Origin of the sequence: Planomicrobium sp. MB-3u-38 (assembly GCF_002836425.1) — a bacterium.
Lineage (GTDB): Bacteria > Bacillota > Bacilli > Bacillales_A > Planococcaceae > Planococcus > Planococcus okeanokoites.
In genome coordinates, this window is sequence record NZ_PJBO01000081.1 from 109,399 (window position 1) to 127,493 (window position 18,095).

The following is an 18,095-nucleotide window of genomic DNA, read 5'->3' on the forward strand; positions in this document are numbered from 1 at the left end:
CCGGTGAAATATCCAAAAGCTAGTATATCATCGAACAATAAAAAACACACACTTTTTCAGACGAAAAAGTGTGTGTCAGGTTTCATTTATCGGATATTATTTTGCAGCTTCGTAGCGTTTTGATACTTCGTCCCAGTTTACTACATTCCAGAAAGCAGCCAGATAGTCAGGGCGTTTGTTCTGGTATTTCAAGTAGTAAGCATGTTCCCAGACATCAACTCCAAGAATCGGCGTTTTGCCGTCCATCAATGGAGAATCCTGGTTAGCAGTTGAAGTTACTTCCAACTCTCCGTTAGATACAGTCAGCCAAGCCCAGCCTGAACCGAAGCGAGTTTTTCCTGCATTTTCGAATTTCGTTTTGAATTCGTCAAAGCTTCCGAACTTGCTGTCGATTGCTTCCGCAAGTGCACCTGATGGAGCGCCAGTGCCATTTGGAGTCAACAATTGCCAGAATAATGAATGGTTTGCGTGTCCTCCGCCGTTGTTGCGTACAGCTGTACGGATATCTTCAGGAACAGCGTTCAAATCAGAAATCAATTCTTCTACAGATTTTGAAGAAAGATCGTCGTGGCCTTCCAGGGCAGCGTTTACATTAGTTACATAAGTATTATGGTGTTTCGTGTGGTGAATATTCATCGTCTCTTTGTCGATGTGTGGTTCCAGTGCGTCATACGCGTAAGGTAGTTCCGGTAATTCATAAGCCATGATTAAATTCCTCCTTGAGTCTATTGTTCTACTTTCCTAGCGTATCAAAGTTTACAAGTTGATACAATTAAAATGCATGAACATCCAATTTAATCAGACCTTTGACTGAATCAGACCAATATAAAGAACAGTATCACCATCACCAGCTGAATGATGCCTTTTGTAAATACAGAAGTAATAAAACCGACGACAGAGCCTATACCGGATCTGAATGCCTGTTTGAAATTAGACCGGTTAAAGATGAGTTCCACACCGATCGCACCCAAAAATGGGCCGATGATGATCCCGATAATCGGGATTACAAATGGACCGACAATCAGGCCGAGCATGCTCCCCCAGAATCCCGCTCTCGATCCGCCAAACCGTTTTACCGTATAGGCATTTGATAAGGCGTCTGCGCTGAAAAGCAACCCGACGAACAGTAACTGGATAAGCCAGAACCACCATGGCAGATCAGCAAAATCAAAGAACAAGCCATACATGATGAATCCACCGAAGATAAAAAGAACTGCCGGTATGACGGGATACACGAGACCGATAAATCCGATGACAAAAAACAGCAGAACCACAATCCAGCCGATCACTTCCATTGCTTCCACAGCCATTCCCCCTTTAATAAAATTATTTGCGCCCTTAATTCTCTGACAGGCATAAACTGACTTCATTTTGATTCCTCAAACTTATTAAAACACTTCATTCAAATAATATAAAAAACTCCCTTCCATCGTGCCTTACATTTTTTAAAATGTAAAGAAAGATGAAAGGGAGCCGTTTTTTTAAGCCCGGTTGCCTAAGATGGCTTCAGCGATATTCACTGAATGGTCACCAATCCGCTCAAGGTTGCTGACGATATCCACGAACACGATGCCCGCCTGTGCCGAACATGCTCCTTCATTCAAGCGAAGGATATGTTTTTTACGGAATTTGCGTTCCATCTTATCGATGAGATCTTCCTGCTCCGCAACTTCACGCGCAAGTTCATGGCTTGTCGTATCAAGTGCATCCAAAGATTTCTGGACTGTAGCAATGGTCAAAGTAAACATTTCTCTTAAGTCTTCCATTGCATCTTCTGTGATATTCACACGATTATTAACCTGATAATCGATCAATTCGATGATATTCTCGAAATGATCTCCGATCCGTTCGATATCACGTACAGTTTCCATCAGCATGGTATGGCGTGTTGAATCAGCAGCCGAGATCGACTCTGCAGAAATCAATACAAGATAATCAGTGATTTTACTGTCGAGATTGTTTATTGCATCTTCCAGCTGATAGCCGGTTTCCGCATGTTTTGAACTTTTCGTTTTTAGATATTCATAAGTTTCCTGAAGCCCCTGCACAGAATATTGACCCATGCGAAGAATTTCCTCTTTAGCCTGCCCCAGCGCAATCGAAGGTGACTGTTCGATGAAATGAATATCGAGATGCTTCGGTTTGAACTCGATGGTCACTTCTTCCCCAGGAATCACTTTCGTTACCAGGTAAGCCCAAAGGCCGATCAACGGAAATTGGATTATCGTATTTGCAATGTTGAAAGTTCCGTGCGCAAAGGCTATCTCCATCTTCGGTTCCAATCCTAATGTACTGCCAAGCCAAGCCACATAGGCTGTGAATGGAACAAGCAGAATTAGGAAGATAACAGACCCTATCACGTTGAACAGTACATGGACAGCTGCTGCACGGCGTGCTGCAACGGACGTGCCAAGCGCCGCAAGAACAGCAGTAATGGTCGTTCCGATATTATCGCCGAATAATACAGGAAGGGCAGCTTTCAAATCGACAAGTCCTTCAGAATACAGTCCTTGCAGGATTGCCACAGTACCACTTGAACTTTGTACAATAAGCGTGAAAATTGTTCCTACTGCAACACCTAAAATAGGCATTTCACTCAGGTTAACCGTCATATCGATGAATGCAGGCAATTCGCGCAATGGTTTCATAGCCCCACTCATCGTTTCCATACCGAAGAACAAGCCCCCGAAACCGAAAATAACCTGTCCGATATTCTGTACTTTATTCTTCTTGAAGAAGAAGATCAGGAAAGCACCTACTGCCATAATCGGCAAAGAGTAGGCACCGACATCAAGTCCGATGATGAAGGCCGTAACAGTCGTACCGATGTTTGCCCCCATTATGACACCTATTGCCTGACGCAGGGTCATGAACCCGGCACTTACCAGCCCGACGACGATTACAGTCGTACCTGAACTGGACTGAATGAGAATGGTTACTATTATACCAACCAGAACCCCCATGAATGGATTCGTTGTAAAGCGATCCAATATATCCCGAAGTTTATCCCCTGCCGCTTTCTGCAAAGCATCTCCCATATATTTAATGGAGAAAAGGAATACACCAAGTCCACCAAAAAAGGTGAAGAGTATTTCTTGCCAGTTCATTTCCACGATTAACAATCACTCCTAGATTAGCGTATTGACACCTTGTCTATTATGAATAGTTCTATAGCGAATTGTAAATACCTTTAATAAAAATTTACATTCCCGTAACAAAGCAAAATTTTTTCTGATAAATATCATGGTAGGATAGGATTAAAGTGAGAAAGGAAGATGAATTTGAACATATATCAATTGCTGAAGGCCAGTTTGATGGAACCTAAAAAGCAGGCGGCCGTCAGGATATTGCCGATAGGCAAAATTATGCGTTTTATATTTCTGTTTATCCTGATGCTGACAATTGCGGCTTTCATCGAATTTATCACTGGCCTTAATAATGTTTCTGGAGATTTGGAAGGCTTGCTAGTTTATATAGAAGAAATTGAATGGCTGCTTTACCCTTTGGCATTTATTCTTTTATTTGTTTCCACAACCCTATACCATTTCATAAAGATCAGTTTATTCGCGTGGCTCGGTATGGTTATACTCAAAGCCCGCAAGCGCCGTGGAGAATATAGGCATCTGTGGCGGACAGCCGCACTCAGCGTCACAATTCCGACAATATTGTCTTTTGGCATCGGTTTTTTCACTGACAATGCATGGCTTCCGCTGCTGATTTCCCTGCTTACTTTAGTTTACCTATACATGGCAGTGAAGTATTACCCCAAAATGCCTCCACAGCGCAAATAAAGCCAGTAAAGCTCTTTCTTGTATTTTTCGAGCTGTGACTGCTAAAATAGCAATAGGCATCCCTTAGAACCGGAGAGGAAATAGCTTCCTCCATCAATCCGGCAGAAGAAATCCGGGATCGGCGCTTTAGCCGGAGCATCCCAAAAGGAGAGATAATTGATGAGTGAGATCATTCACCGTTCAAAAACACGCCCCGTTAAAGTTGGAGACATCACAATCGGCGGCAGCAACGAACTTTTCATCCAAAGTATGGCTACAACAAAAACACATGACGTGGAAGCGACAGTCGCTGAGATTCTGCGCCTCGAGGAAGCAGGCTGCCAGGTGGTCCGGGTAGCATGTCCGGACGAACGTGCAGCCTACGCTATAGGCGAAATCAAAAAGCGCATTAACATTCCTCTGGTTGTCGACATCCATTTTGACTATAAATTAGCGCTGATCGCCATCGAGCAAGGCGCTGATAAAATCCGGATCAACCCAGGCAATATCGGTCGACGCGAAAAAGTCGAAGCAGTTGTGAATGCGGCTAAAGCGAAAGGCATTCCGATCCGCATCGGAGTCAACGCAGGTTCTCTGGAAAGAAAAATTCTTGAGAAATACGGTTATCCGACTGCTGACGGAATGGTTGAAAGCGCGCTTCACCACATCAAGATCCTTGAGGACCTTGATTTCCATGACATCATCGTGTCACTAAAAGCATCAGATGTGAGCCTTGCTATTGAAGCATATGAAAAAGCTTCGCAGGCGTTCAATTACCCGCTCCACTTGGGCATCACTGAATCCGGCACCCTCTTCTCTGGTACTGTGAAGTCGGCTGCAGGCCTTGGGGCATTGCTTGCCAAAGGCATCGGCAACACGCTTCGTGTTTCATTGAGTGCTGATCCTGTTGAAGAAGTCAAAGTAGCCCGCGAAATGCTTAAAGTATTCGGCCTTTCTTCAAATGCTGCAACATTGATTTCATGTCCGACATGCGGACGCATCGAAATCGATTTGATCTCGATCGCCAATGAAGTCGAGGAATACATCTCCCATATTAAAGCTCCGCTTAAAGTGGCAGTTCTTGGCTGTGCTGTCAATGGACCAGGAGAAGCTCGCGAAGCGGATATCGGTATTGCCGGCGCACGCGGTGAAGGATTACTGTTCATGCACGGCAAAACTGTCCGCAAAGTACCGGAAGAGACTATGGTGGAAGAACTGAAGATTGAAATCGACAAGCTTGCACAGGAATATTTTGAAAAGCAAGCCGCAGAAAAAGCGGAAGCAGAAAAACAACAAGTTTAAGGTAGTGATGCAATGAGATACCGTTTTGGAATCGATATAGATGGGACAGTGACTTCACCGACTTCGCTGATCCCTCATATTAACAAGCAATTCAACAGTGAGTTGACCTTGGATGATATAAAAGAGTATGACCTTACATCCGCCCTTCCCCATTTGGAGCCTGGAGAATTCTATTCCTGGTTCCGGGAAGCGGAGTCAACCATATACGCTTCTTCCCCGGTGTCGGAAAACGCTAAAAATATTCTGAACCAGTGGAAAGAGCAGTATGAATTATTCTATATTTCTGCTCGTGGTGAGAATGTAATGGACATTACGTTCGAGTGGTTCAAAAAACATGCCATCGCCTATGATCACATAGAATTGATCGGCACCCACAAAAAGATTGCAGCAGCGAAACGCCATAATGTAGACCTCTTTTTCGAGGACAAACATGACAACGCTGTTGAAATCAGTGAAGAGCTCGATATTCCGGTTATTCTGTTCAACACCCCTTATAACCAGGATCCGATTCCCGACAAGGTTATTCGCGTTTATAACTGGCTCGAAGCGGAACAATGGGTGGATAACGAATTCGGCATCCAAAGCGCATTAACAACTCAAAATAAATAGAAAAAAGCCGATTGCTTCTCAGAGCAATCGGCTTTTTATATTTATCATTATTTACAAGCAGGGCATTTCCCGTAGATTTCGAATTTATGGTTATCGATTTCATAGGCTGGCAGCGCGGCACCGAGCATATCCATCGGACAAACCGGTATCTCTTTGATTTTGCCGCAGTCCATGCAAATGAAATGATGATGATGGGAATCACTTTCACAGTGCATGCGGAAATGCCGCTCCCCTGACAATTCCGTCTCTTCCAATATGCCAAGACTGACGAAAGTCGCCAGATTACGGTAGACCGTATCATAGCTCATGCTCGGATAATCCTTTTGCATGACATCCAGAAGGTCACGGGCAGTCAGGTAGCGGTCGTCATTCACGAACAACTCCAAAATCTGGTTGCGCTTTGAAGTTTCCTTGTAACCATTTTCCTTCAGAATATCCCACGCTTTGACAAGATTCATGCGATCGCCCCTCTCTTTACATTTACAGCAATTTTTTTATAAATCAGGACCAGCAATAATAATAAAATCGATGTAACGACAATTGTGCCACCTGGCGCCAGATCAAAATAGAACGCTGAGATCAGCCCGGCAATGACCGATGCCTCACCGAAGATGATGGACAGTGTAATTGTTTGCTTAAAGCTCTTTGACACACGCATAGCCGCAGCCACTGGAATTGTCATGAGTGATGACACCAAAAGGATTCCCACAATACGCATCGAACCCGCAATGACGAGCGCTGTGACAATCATGAACATGAAATGGATCCACTTTGCCGGCAACCCGGAAGCCTTGGCGTACTCATTGTCAAACGACAAAACGAACAGTTCCTTGAAAAATATCACGATAAACGTAAGAACCACTATTGCAATGGCGACGACAATCAGCAGGTCTTCCCTGCTGACAGCCGAAACCGATCCGAACAGGTAGCCGAAAAGGTCATTTGAAAATCCTTGTGCCAAGGAGATGAAAATTGCGCCGAAACCGATTCCTGCCGAAAGAATGATAGGAATGGCCAGTTCCTCATAATGCTTGTAGAGTGTCCGCAGACGTTCAATTAAAACGGAACCGCCGACGGAAGCGGCAATCCCGAGAAAGAGCGGATTCAATGCCGAGAAAACAACGACACTCTGACTTAAATAAAGGCTGCCGGCAATTCCAGCCAATGTAACGTGGCTTAAGGCATCCGCGATCAATGACAGCCGGCGCACGACGATGAAGACTCCCAGCAGCGGTGCAATGACCCCGATGATCAAACCGGCGCCAAAAGCATTCTGTAAAAATTCATAAGTAAAAATTGCATCAATCATGGTCAATGTGCGCCTCCCACATGATGGATCTTGCGGACAGAATGTCCATACCAGGAAGCCCGTTCCTCATCACTTAAAGTTTGGAATTGTTCTTTGAACCCGTGGAAATGGATAGTCTGATTCAGACAGGCAACATGGGAGATCCGGTCAGTCACCGTATCTACATCGTGCGTCACCATAACCAGCGTAATTTCTTTCTCCCGGTTCAGTGCAGCCAGCATATCGTAAAATGCCTGGACGTTCTGGTGGTCAATGCCGACAGTCGGCTCATCCAGAATGAGCATTTTAGGTTTTGCCACCAAAGCGCGGGCGATAAATACACGCTGTTGCTGGCCACCTGACAGTTCGCTGATGCTGCGGTGGAGAAATGCCTCCATCCCAACCGATTTCAATGCATCCAGTACATCTTCGTCAACCGTTTTCGGCAGACGCCGGAATAGACCGGCTTTTTTAGCAAGACCTCCTGCCACCACTTCTTCCACAGTAGCCGGAAATCCGGAATTGAATGAATTGGATTTTTGCGAAACATAACCGATCCATTCTCGATGTTTGAAGTTTTTAGAGTCTACCCCGAACAATTTGATGGATCCTTTTGTCGGTTTTATCAGCCCGAGCATGATTTTCAGCAAAGTGGATTTACCTGACCCGTTAGGACCAAGGATTGCTAGAAAATCCCCTTTCTCAACTTTCATCGAGATGTTCTCAAGCGCTTTCGTTTCTTCATATTCGAAGCTGATGTCTTTGATTTCAATCAATGGCGCTTCCATAATGCCGCCTCTTTTCTAATTAAGAATGATTACGATTTACATTTTAAAAGTATAAGACACAATTAGAACAATGTAAACCTAAACAGCTTAAAAGAAAAAACCCCTCTATTAAAGAGGAGCTTTCATTTCTTCTATTACGCCTGGTGAAAAGACACCCGCTTTGAACATTTCGATTTCAAATGCATATGGCGCTTTTTTATTCTTGGCATCAGCACCGACATACGGCGTTTCCAGGATTTTAGGAATATCCTTCAAATCACGGTGGTGAACGATGCCGTTCAGGGCTTCGAATCCGATTTCTCCAAAGCCGATATTTTCGTGGCGGTCTTTGGCTGCCCCTCTTACGTTTTTGCTGTCATTGATATGAAGCACTTGCAGTCGTTTAATTCCGACAGTGCGGTCGAACTGTTCAAGGACGCCGTTAAAATCTTCTTTGATATTATACCCGGCGTCATGCGTGTGGCACGTATCAAAGCAGACTGAAAGACGTTCATTATTAGTGACACCATTGATGATTGCTGCGATTTCTTCGAAATTGCGTCCGCATTCCGTCCCTTTGCCCGCCATCGTTTCCAGGGCAATGTTCACTGGATAATCCTGGCTCAGCACTTCGTTCAGGCCTTCGATAATTTTCGCAATTCCTGCTTCCGTTCCTGCACCAACATGTGCTCCGGGGTGAAGAACAATCTGTTTTGCACCAAGAGCCGCAGTCCGTTCAATTTCTTTTTGCAGAAATTCAACGCCGTGAGCGAAAGTTTCCGGCTTTTGGGTATTGGCGATATTGATGATATAAGGGGCATGCACGACAATATTGGATAGGCCGTTAGCTTCCATGTGTGCCTTGCCCGCTTCTATATTCAGTTCTTCAATCGGTTTGCGCCGCGAATTCTGTGGTGCTCCGGTATAGATCATGAAAGTTGACGCTCCGTAGGAAGCTGCTTCTTCACTTGCTGCAAGCAGCATTTTCTTGCCGCTCATCGATACATGAGATCCGAGTAACATAGATTCGACTCCTTATTTCTTGCGGTTTTTTCTGCGTTCCGCTTTTTTGATTTCGTCCATTTTCCACTTCATCTTTTTCTTGTACATCGGTTTGACCGATTTCGGTTTATGGACCATCGTTTTAGCTTTTGCATCCGCTTCGTTAGTTGTCCGGACACGTGTTTTTCTGCTGTGGCGCTCTTTCAGGTCCACAAACTCGCCTTTAACGATGTCTTTCTGCTGGAATGGAATGCCCATTTTTTCAACGCGTACAATTGCGTCATCTTCTTCAGGTTTGAATAATGTGATTGCCAAGCCTTTCATTCCTGCGCGGGCAGTACGGCCGACACGGTGAATGAAGAATTCGAGGTCTTCAGGCAATTCATAGTTGATGACATGGCTGACACCCTGGATGTCAATGCCCCGTGCCGCTAAGTCTGTGGCAACGATGTATTGATACTCAAGATCGCGGATCTGCCTCATCATTTTGACACGCTCGCGGGGAGCAAGGTCACCGTGTACACGTCCGACTTTGATGCCGTCTTTCGCCAATTGGTCTGCCACATAATCCGCGTTGGTGCGGGTGTTCACGAAAATGATCGCCAGGTATGGATTGATGACTTCCATCACTTCTTTCAGGCGTTCCATTTTCTTTTTGCTGCGGACAGGGACAAGGTAAAAATCAAGCCCTTCCGCTGTAGGGCGTTTGTCTCCAAGGTTTACATGAATCGGCGATTCCATATATTTTTTCAGGAAGGGTTTCAGTTTTTCAGGAATTGTGGCGGAAAAGACATACATCTCCAGGTCTTCCTGCATTTTTCCTGCCACTTGGTCGATTTCTTCGATAAAGCCCATATCAAACGCCAAATCCGCTTCATCCACTACAAGAATTTTTGCAGTATGAACGAATAACGCACGTTCATTGACCATATCCTTCAATCTTCCCGGCGTACCGATGACGATATGCGGCTGTGTCTTCAGTTTATTGATGGAACGCTGTTTATCAGTTCCGCCGATAAATGATTTCACTTCGATGCCTGAGCCTTCTGTAAGACGCAGGATTTCATTGTAGATCTGTGTTCCAAGTTCACGCGTCGGCGCAGCGATGACTGCCTGCACTTCCTGCACTTCCTGCCGCTCCACATCAATGCGTTCGACGATCGGAATGATGAAACTGTGCGTCTTGCCTGTCCCTGTATGGGATTGGCCGATTGCACTGTTGCCTTTCAATATATGCGGCATAATCTGCTGCTGAATTGCTGTCGGTTCTGTAAAACCTAGTTTTTCCACTGCCTCTAACAGGAATGGTTTCAATTGGTATTCGTTGAATTTTGTCATGGGATTTAATTCCCTCCTTACGCTCCGTATATTATAGCATAAATGAGCTATTTTAAGCGATGCAACTTTTGTAAAGCTGTGCCGTCTCCGTTATAATGAAAGTATTGATTGTTGAAAGGAGCGGTACCAGATGAAAGTAATGAAAATATCGCCTAGAGGATATTGCTACGGAGTGGTGGATGCCATGGTCATTGCGAAAAATGCCGCAATGGACGAAACTTTGCCGCGTCCCATCTATATATTAGGAATGATCGTCCATAATAAACATGTAACCGATGCATTCGAACAGGATGGCATCATCACGCTTGACGGCCCTAACCGTCTGGAGATCCTTGAAAAAGTGGAGTCCGGAACCGTCATTTTCACAGCACACGGTGTATCTCCGCAAGTTCGTGAACTGGCGCGCCGCAAAGGACTTGTATCGATCGATGCTACCTGCCCGGATGTTACAGTCACACATGACCTGATCCGCGAAAAAACAGCTGAAGGCTATCATATTGTATACATCGGCAAGAGCGGACATCCGGAACCGGAAGGCGCAATCGGCGTCGCTCCTGATTTAGTCCACCTGGTCGAAAACGTCGATGATGTCAACAACCTGGAATTGACAGCAGACAAAATCATCATCACCAACCAAACGACAATGAGCCAATGGGATGTTGTAGCTATGATGGAAAGACTATCTGAAAAATTCCCGCATTCTGAAGTGCATAAGGAAATTTGCCTTGCCACACAGGTTCGTCAGGAAGCCGTTGCCGAACAGGCTGGAGAAGCTCATCTGCTGATCGTAATCGGCGACCCGATGAGCAATAACTCGAATCGCTTGGCTCAAGTATCACAGGACATCGCAGGTACACCTGCTTACCGTATTTCCGATTTGTCCGAGCTGAAACTTGAATGGCTCGAAGGTGTTGAAACTGTTGGTGTGACAGCTGGAGCGTCAACTCCGACTCCGATCGTAAAAGAAGTCATGAACTTCCTGGATAAATTCGACCCAGCCGATCCTACGACCCATGAATTGACGCGGTCAGTACCATTGAATAAAATCCTGCCGAAGATCAAACACCCGAAACCGTCCGATCGCATTGAGCCTTATCCGGTTGGTGAATAATATAGAAAAGCGGAAACGGCCGCTCAGCTCCGACAAGCGTAAGCCCCGCTGGCGTAGCGGCATGTTTTCAGCCGCATAGCCAGCGGGGCTTACGACTCGAGGAGTTGGCCGTTGGAGTCTAGACAATAGAAAAGCGGAAACGGCCGCTCAGCTCCAATAAGGTCGTTATTTAAATAGCAAAAGCGCCATTTCTGCAATATGCAGAAATGGCGCTTTTTATCATATGATTCTAAACGGTTCCGTATCCACTTCGGACGCTATAAATTCACATTGCAACTTTGTGTGCTTAGCCATATATTCGGCTACTCCCCTGATCATCACCTTCTCAACATGATGGCCGGGATCGATGATATTCAACCCGATGGCTTGTGCATCCTGTGCCGTATGGAAATACATATCACCGGTAACATAGACGTCAGCTCCGGAACGCTTGGCCTGCGAAATGTATTTATTGCCATCGCCTCCAAGGACCGCCACTTTCTTCACTTTGTCCTCCCCATTGCCAACCATTCTTGCAAACGGGACATCGAGTTTCTCTTTCACAAGTTCAGCAAAATTGCGGAGAGTCATTTCTTCCGATAAGGTGCCCACTCTTCCCAGGCCCATTGGCAGCTCTTTATTTTCAAGGGTGAAGACATCATAAGCAACTTCTTCATAAGGATGTGCGGCGATCATTGCCCGGATAACACGGTCTTTATCCGCTTTACGTACCACCACTTCAATTTTCGACTCCTCAGTCACTTCCATTTTACCTGATTCCCCGATATATGGATCAGCATCTGCAGTCGGGCGGAAACGTCCTGTGCCAGACAGCGTATAACTGCAATGCTCGTAATCGCCAATTGCCCCTGCGCCAGCCTTGCCCAGCGCATCCCGCAATTGATCTTCATGGCTTTCTGGCACAAAAACAGCGATTTTAACCAACTCGGCTTCATAAGTCTGGACGAGGATATCAGTATTCTCTAGTCCCAGCGCCTGCGCCAGGAGATCATTGACTCCGCCATCAGCGACGTCCAGATTGGTGTGGGCAGCATAAACGGCAATGTCATGCTTGATAAGTTTCTCCATCAGCCTGCCTTGCGGGAAATCTGTCTGAAGATTTTTCAATGGTCGGAATATCGGGGGATGGTGCGCTATAATCAGTTCAGCTTTTTTGCTGATCGCTTCATCCACTACCGCTTCATCGACATCAAGTGTCACCAGGACACGCTCAACTTTTTTATTCAACGTACCGACGTGGAGGCCGATTGGATCCCCTTCCATCGCCAGATATTTCGGAGACCATTTTTCGAATTCTTCGATGATTTGCTGGCCATTAGGTATTTTCACCATGCAGCACCTCTTCCGTTAATTGAATTTTATGGATCAGTTCCTGTTTTTTCGCGAGTATTTCAACAGTCTGTTCAGTTGATTCCATCGCCAGCAGGATCCGTTTCCATTGGGAACTTTCCCTGTCCCACTTCTCCATAAACACAGCAGATTTTTCTTTCATCAGGAATGGGCCCATCAGAAGTTCCTGCTCACTATAGGACACATGTGATGAGACAGGTTCGAGTACAAGGATTTCGTAAATCTTATCATTTTCCTTTAGTATCTCTTCATCAATAATTGACCATCCGTTAAAAGCTGCCCATTCACGTATCGATTTGGCATGGACATTCGGCTGGAGAATCAGACGCTCGACCCCTGACAGTTTCTCTTTGCCGTCTTCCAATATGGAAGCGATCAAAGGCCCCCCCATGCCGGCTATTGTCACAGCAGTTACTCCATCAACTGACTCCACTGCCGCCAGTCCATTCGCCAGCCTGACTTCGATAAGGTCGCTCAGACCTTCCTGGCGCACTTGGTTCCTTGCTGATTCAAAAGGGCCTTTAACTACTTCACCGGCTATTCCTTTTTCGATGTCGCCTTTTAAAGCCAGATAGCACGGAAGGTAAGCATGGTCACTGCCGATATCAGCCAGCACTGCGTTTTTAGGAACATAGGCGGCCACCCGTTTCAATCTTTCCGATAATTGTTGCGCATTCATCCAAAATCCTCCATTTGACAGAAAAACCCTTAGCTCCTGAAGAACTAAGGGTTTTTTGCTATTATTCGAGTGACAGAATCCACTCAGCCATTGCTGGGATGTTATCAGCTTCTACCAGTCCGCCTGGCATGCCGCCTTTACCGTTTGCAATGATTTCTTCGATTTCTTCCTGAGACATTTCAGTTGCTACTAATGATGGCCCTACTCCGCCTTCATAATTGCCGCCGTGGCATGAAATACAGCTTTCCTGCGCTTTAGCTTCCGGGTCGAATTCCCCTGCGTCTGCAGTTTCTTCGCCTTCACCAGTGCCTTCGCCTGTAGCTGCACCTTCACCATTTTCTTCAGCTGCATTTTCTTCAGCAATTTCAGCTTCGTTGCCGACGCCTTCCAATGACAGGAAGAAAATTAAGCCGATTCCGAAAGCCATGATTAAGATATAAGGTACAATTGCATTTTTTTGCATCCGTTACCCCTCCCTCTTCAAGTTCTGCAAATGATAGTATTCGTATCATTCATTATTGTACTGTATTCTGTCCGAAACCGAAAGACATAACGGAGAAGTTTTAACTGTTTGTGACAAATTCGGTAATTTAACAGCCGATTTGTCTAGCAATTACCATACGCTGAACTTCCGAAGTACCTTCACCGATTTCAAGAAGTTTAGCGTCACGCATATAGCGCTCCACTTCATATTCTTTCATGTAGCCGTAACCGCCGTGGATCTGGATCGCTTCATCTGCAACTTCCATCGAAATTTCTGAAGCGTAAAGTTTAGCCATGGAAGCTTCTTTCGTAAATGGACGGCCTTGGTCTTTCAGCCATGCAGCTTTATAGACCATATTGCGTGCCAGTTCAATCTTCATCGCCATATCAGCCAATTTAAATTGAGTGATTTGGAATTCCGAAAGCGTCTTGCCGAATTGCTTGCGCTCTTTTGAATAGGCTAAAGCCTTATTGAACGCTGCCTGAGCGATGCCCACAGCCATAGCTGCAATTCCAATACGTCCGCCGTCAAGCGTAACAAGGAATTGCTTGAAACCGTCTCCGCGTTTGCCCAGAAGGTTTTCTTTTGGCACTCGGACATTCTCCAGTACCAGCTCGGTTGTGTTTGAAGAATTAAGACCCATTTTTTCGTAGTTATCGATGATAGTAAAGCCTTCAGCATCTGTCGGAACAATGATAGCACTGATTTCCTTCTTGCCGTCATTCATTCCAGTTATCGCTGTAATCGCCAAGTGCTTCGCATGGCTGGCATTCGTAATATATACTTTCGACCCGTTGATCACCCAGTCATCACCGTCTTCAATCGCACGGGTTTCAGTTCCGCCAGCATCAGATCCGGCATTTGGTTCTGTTAAGCCGAACGCGCCGAATGATTCTCCCGAACAAATAGGAGCCAGGTATTTCTCTTTCTGTTCATCTGTGCCGAACAGATTAAGTGGTGCTCCGCCAAGTGAAATATGAGCGGAATAAGTGATCCCAGTAGAAGCACAAGCGCGGCTCAATTCTTCCGTGACAATTGCAAAACTTGTCGTGTCAGCTCCAGCGCCGCCGTATTTTTCATCAAACGGCAATCCCATCATCCCCATGTCGGAAAGCTGTTTGAAAATTTCTGTCGGAAATTCCTTGCTTCTGTCGCGGTCGATTGCTCCCGGAGCAACCACTTTGTCAGCAAATTCCTTCATCGTTTTCTTGATCATCTGTTGTTCTTGCGTCAAATCGAAATTCATTATTTTACATCCCCTTTAATCTGAATACGCTTACATTATTCATTATATAGCTAAAATTCCGTCAAACTCAATAGATAAGGTGAAAATGCTCCTTTTTCAACCGATTTCAACGAAATAAAAAACCGTTTCCCATAAATGCATGAGAAACGGCTGTGCTTATTCTAAAAAGTCTTTCAAGCGTTTGCTTCTTGAAGGATGGCGAAGCTTGCGAAGTGCTTTCGCTTCGATTTGACGGATACGCTCACGCGTTACGCCAAACACTTTTCCTACTTCTTCAAGGGTGCGTGTGCGTCCGTCATCAAGACCGAAGCGCAGGCGCAGGACATTTTCTTCACGGTCAGTCAGTGTATCCAGTACATCTTCGAGCTGTTCTTTCAATAGTTCATAGGCAGCATGGTCAGATGGCGACTGGGCATCTGAGTCTTCGATGAAGTCTCCAAGATGTGAATCATCTTCTTCACCAATAGGTGTTTCGAGTGACACGGGTTCTTGAGCGATCTTCAGGATTTCACGCACTTTTTCCGGTTGAAGATCCATTTCTTCACCGATTTCCTCCGGTGATGGCTCACGGCCGAGATCCTGCAGCAATTGGCGTTGTACACGGATCAGTTTATTGATGGTTTCGACCATATGGACGGGAATCCGGATGGTGCGTGCCTGGTCGGCAATCGCGCGCGTAATGGCCTGTCGAATCCACCATGTAGCATAGGTACTGAATTTGAATCCTTTAGAGTAGTCGAATTTTTCGACTGCTTTGATCAGACCCATATTCCCTTCCTGGATCAGGTCCAGGAACAGCATGCCGCGGCCGACGTAACGCTTGGCAATACTGACGACAAGACGCAGGTTCGCTTCAGCAAGTCGTTTCTTGGCTTCTTCATCACCTTGCTCGATCAGTTTTGCAAGACGCACTTCTTCTTCAGCTTTTAAGAGATCGACACGCCCGATTTCTTTCAGGTACATACGGACGGGGTCGTTGATCTTAACGCCTGGAGGGACACTCAGATCATTCAGGTCGAATTTTTCCTCGGTAGGTTTCATCAGGCGATCCAAATGTTCTTCATCATCGGATTTTCTTTCCAGCTCAATGCCGTGGCCTTCCAATTGATCGATGAATTCCTCCACCTGGTCGGATTCCATCTCGAATACTGCTAATTTATCAGCGATCTGCTCGTAATTGAGTTCACCGCTCTTTTTACCGGTCTCTATCAATTGTTTCTTAGCTTCCTCGACACTCACTTCCGGACCTTCAGTAGTCAATGGTACGTTACTTGCTTCAACTTCATTTTGGCGATCAGACTTTTCAGCCATTCGACTTCCTCCTTTAAATACCGGAATTAAACTATAGCGACTTTCGCAAAGCAATCACTTCTTGGGCAAGAAGCAAAGCACGCTTCAGATCATGCTGTTTTTCCGCTTCTTTTGATTGCTGTATCTTCAATGAAATTTCCTGCTCTATGCGATGTTTGCCCAGATGTTTCAGGCAATCGGAAATCTCTTCTTCAGGATGGTCAGGGTCCCGTTCCGAAAGGGCGGTCTCCATCACCAGTTTCCGAAGTTCAGGATCCTGGAGCGTTTCGAGAAATTTATGGAAATCCGCTTTATTCCATTCTTCATAAAATCCAAGCAATTGCACGTATATTGCCTGAAATTCCTCACTGATGAACGGAATTCCATCCTGCTGGGCGAGTTTGTCCATGACAGAAGCGTCTGCCAGCGCATGAGCCATCAAGAGCCGTTCTGCCCGGTGCAGTGAAGTGACCTTTTTAGGTTCACGCCTCACGGGCTGCGCAGGTGCTTCAGGACGGTTCCTTTCAACGGACTTGTTCTCCAGTTTGCGGTAATGCTGCAGAATTGCTTCCTGGGACAAGCCTGTTTCTGTGGATAATTGTTTAATATAAAGATCCCGTTCCAGTGGTGTTGACCGTCCCGCCAATAATTGCAGGACTTCCTGGATATATTGGAGCAGATCATTTTCATATTGGAAATTTTTATGGCGTCTGGCATGCATCATGGCAAAAGCTATGAAAGCATGCGGTTTGCCGATGATCTGTTCCTTAAAAGCTTCGCTGCCGTTTTCACGGACATAATCATCCGGATCCATTTTTCCTGGCAATACAGCAACTTCCACTTTGAACTTTTCCTCATTCAACGCAATAGCAGCACGTTTCGCAGCTTCCCATCCGGCGTCATCGCCATCAAAACATATGACGACTTCCTGTGCGAAACGTTTCATGATCCGGATGTGCTGGGCGGTCAGGGACGTACCCATCGTCGCAAGTGCATTATCGACTCCCGCTTTTCCGGCCGCTATGACGTCCATGAATCCTTCGAAAAGAACTATTTTCCTGTTCTTTCGGATCGACCCTCTTGCCAAGTGAAAATTGTAGAGGACCTGGCTTTTTTGGAATACAGGCGATTCCGGGCTGTTCATATATTTGGCTTCCTGTTTCGTGTTTTCCATGATTCTGCCGGAAAACGCTATGGTCTTACCGGTTTCATTCATGATCGGGAACATGATGCGGCCGCGGAAGCGATCGAAAAAGCCATCCGACTGTTCACGCGCAATCGCCAGTCCGCTCGAAGTCAACTCTTCTTCTGTATACCCTTTTTTCTGCAAAGCAGACGATATATAATTCCATTCCGGCAATGACCAGCCGATCCGGTATTTCTCGATCATCTCGCGGGTGAATCCCCGGTTTTCGAGATAATCAAGCGCCGCCTGCCCTTCTTCTGTATTCAACAGAATATGATGATACATATCAGCTGCAAACTCATGCATATCCACCAGCCGGTTATCGGCTTTTGACGGAGCGTCCGCTGACGTGGAGGATGCTCTGATTTCTATCTCATGCCCTGTCCGCTGACCCAGTCTCGATAAAGCTTCCTGAAAAGACAGGTTTTCGATATCCATCAGGAATGTTATAACATTGCCGCCTGCGCCGCAGCCGAAACAGTGGAATATCTGTTTATCGGATGTAACGGAAAACGACGGGGTGCTCTCACCATGGAATGGGCATAACCCAAACCAGTTCCTGCCCCTTTTGGTCAATTGGACATACTCACCGACTACATCCACAATATCCGCAGAAGAGCGGATTTGTTCAATCACTTCTTCTGGTACCCGACTGGACACATTCATCACCATC

18 protein-coding genes are annotated in these 18,095 nt (G+C 45.8%); 4 read left to right on the plus strand and 14 right to left on the minus strand.

Annotation, left to right across the window (positions count from 1 at the left end):
- Positions 1–96: 96 nt before the first annotated feature.
- From CXF70_RS17445 to CXF70_RS17455, 3 genes are all read right to left on the minus strand, one after another.
- Positions 97–705 (minus strand): superoxide dismutase, encoded by a 609-nt coding sequence (locus CXF70_RS17445; RefSeq protein ID WP_084246106.1) that lies wholly within the window; start codon positions 703–705, stop codon positions 97–99.
- 110 nt (positions 706–815) lie between these two features.
- Entirely contained in the window at positions 816–1,295 is a 480-nt protein-coding gene (locus tag CXF70_RS17450; protein ID WP_101803788.1) for a DUF456 domain-containing protein, read from the minus strand.
- A 186-nt stretch (positions 1,296–1,481) separates the two neighbouring features.
- On the minus strand, positions 1,482–3,113 hold the full coding sequence (locus CXF70_RS17455; RefSeq protein WP_101803705.1) for a Na/Pi cotransporter family protein: 1,632 nt from the start codon (positions 3,111–3,113) through the stop codon (positions 1,482–1,484).
- Between the two features lie 162 nt (positions 3,114–3,275).
- Here CXF70_RS17455 and CXF70_RS17460 point away from each other — a divergent pair, with 162 nt between their 5' ends.
- From CXF70_RS17460 to CXF70_RS17470, 3 genes are all read left to right on the plus strand, one after another.
- Positions 3,276–3,791, plus strand: coding sequence for a DUF1189 family protein (locus CXF70_RS17460; protein ID WP_233208677.1), 516 nt, complete (start codon positions 3,276–3,278; stop codon positions 3,789–3,791).
- A 159-nt stretch (positions 3,792–3,950) separates the two neighbouring features.
- Entirely contained in the window at positions 3,951–5,072 is a 1,122-nt protein-coding gene (gene ispG / locus CXF70_RS17465) for a flavodoxin-dependent (E)-4-hydroxy-3-methylbut-2-enyl-diphosphate synthase (protein ID WP_101803706.1), read from the plus strand.
- A 12-nt stretch (positions 5,073–5,084) separates the two neighbouring features.
- Entirely contained in the window at positions 5,085–5,681 is a 597-nt protein-coding gene (locus CXF70_RS17470) for a hypothetical protein (RefSeq protein ID WP_084246112.1), read from the plus strand.
- Between the two features lie 47 nt (positions 5,682–5,728).
- On the opposite strand, the gene CXF70_RS17475 is transcribed toward CXF70_RS17470, so the two are convergent.
- The 5 genes from CXF70_RS17475 to CXF70_RS17495 form a co-directional block, all read right to left on the minus strand.
- Positions 5,729–6,139, minus strand: a complete 411-nt coding sequence (locus CXF70_RS17475) for a Fur family transcriptional regulator (RefSeq protein WP_084246114.1) — start codon at positions 6,137–6,139, stop codon at positions 5,729–5,731.
- Complete coding sequence (locus CXF70_RS17480; RefSeq protein WP_101803707.1) at positions 6,136–6,990, minus strand: metal ABC transporter permease; 855 nt, start codon at positions 6,988–6,990, stop codon at positions 6,136–6,138. The genes CXF70_RS17475 and CXF70_RS17480 overlap by 4 nt, the downstream gene beginning before the upstream one ends.
- A 2-nt stretch (positions 6,991–6,992) precedes the next feature.
- Entirely contained in the window at positions 6,993–7,757 is a 765-nt protein-coding gene (locus tag CXF70_RS17485) for a metal ABC transporter ATP-binding protein (protein ID WP_084246116.1), read from the minus strand.
- Positions 7,758–7,865: 108 nt separating this feature from the next.
- The gene (locus tag CXF70_RS17490; protein WP_101803708.1) at positions 7,866–8,759 is read right to left on the minus strand and encodes a deoxyribonuclease IV; all 894 of its coding nucleotides are present in this window, start codon (positions 8,757–8,759) and stop codon (positions 7,866–7,868) included.
- 12 nt (positions 8,760–8,771) lie between these two features.
- Positions 8,772–10,076, minus strand: a complete 1,305-nt coding sequence (locus CXF70_RS17495) for a DEAD/DEAH box helicase (protein WP_101803709.1) — start codon at positions 10,074–10,076, stop codon at positions 8,772–8,774.
- A 130-nt stretch (positions 10,077–10,206) separates the two neighbouring features.
- On the opposite strand from CXF70_RS17495, the gene CXF70_RS17500 reads away from it, so the two are divergent.
- Positions 10,207–11,187 (plus strand): 4-hydroxy-3-methylbut-2-enyl diphosphate reductase, encoded by a 981-nt coding sequence (locus tag CXF70_RS17500; RefSeq protein ID WP_101803710.1) that lies wholly within the window; start codon positions 10,207–10,209, stop codon positions 11,185–11,187.
- Positions 11,188–11,406: 219 nt separating this feature from the next.
- On the opposite strand, the gene CXF70_RS17505 is transcribed toward CXF70_RS17500, so the two are convergent.
- From CXF70_RS17505 to dnaG, 6 genes are all read right to left on the minus strand, one after another.
- Positions 11,407–12,516: a Nif3-like dinuclear metal center hexameric protein gene (locus CXF70_RS17505; RefSeq protein WP_084246815.1), complete on the minus strand. Its 1,110-nt coding sequence runs from the start codon at positions 12,514–12,516 to the stop codon at positions 11,407–11,409.
- On the minus strand, positions 12,503–13,216 hold the full coding sequence (locus CXF70_RS17510) for a tRNA (adenine(22)-N(1))-methyltransferase (RefSeq protein ID WP_101803711.1): 714 nt from the start codon (positions 13,214–13,216) through the stop codon (positions 12,503–12,505). Before CXF70_RS17510 ends, CXF70_RS17505 begins: the two co-directional genes overlap by 14 nt.
- 61 nt (positions 13,217–13,277) lie before the next feature.
- Positions 13,278–13,679: a cytochrome c550 gene (gene cccA / locus CXF70_RS17515; RefSeq protein ID WP_101803712.1), complete on the minus strand. Its 402-nt coding sequence runs from the start codon at positions 13,677–13,679 to the stop codon at positions 13,278–13,280.
- Positions 13,680–13,806: 127 nt separating this feature from the next.
- Positions 13,807–14,946, minus strand: a complete 1,140-nt coding sequence (locus CXF70_RS17520; RefSeq protein ID WP_084246129.1) for an acyl-CoA dehydrogenase family protein — start codon at positions 14,944–14,946, stop codon at positions 13,807–13,809.
- Positions 14,947–15,102: 156 nt separating this feature from the next.
- Positions 15,103–16,257 carry an RNA polymerase sigma factor RpoD gene (rpoD, locus tag CXF70_RS17525; protein ID WP_084246133.1) on the minus strand — a complete coding sequence of 385 codons (1,155 nt, stop codon included), beginning with the start codon at positions 16,255–16,257 and terminating at the stop codon, positions 15,103–15,105.
- 31 nt (positions 16,258–16,288) lie between these two features.
- On the minus strand, positions 16,289–18,082 hold the full coding sequence (gene dnaG, locus CXF70_RS17530) for a DNA primase (protein WP_101803790.1): 1,794 nt from the start codon (positions 18,080–18,082) through the stop codon (positions 16,289–16,291).
- Positions 18,083–18,095: the final 13 nt, after the last annotated feature.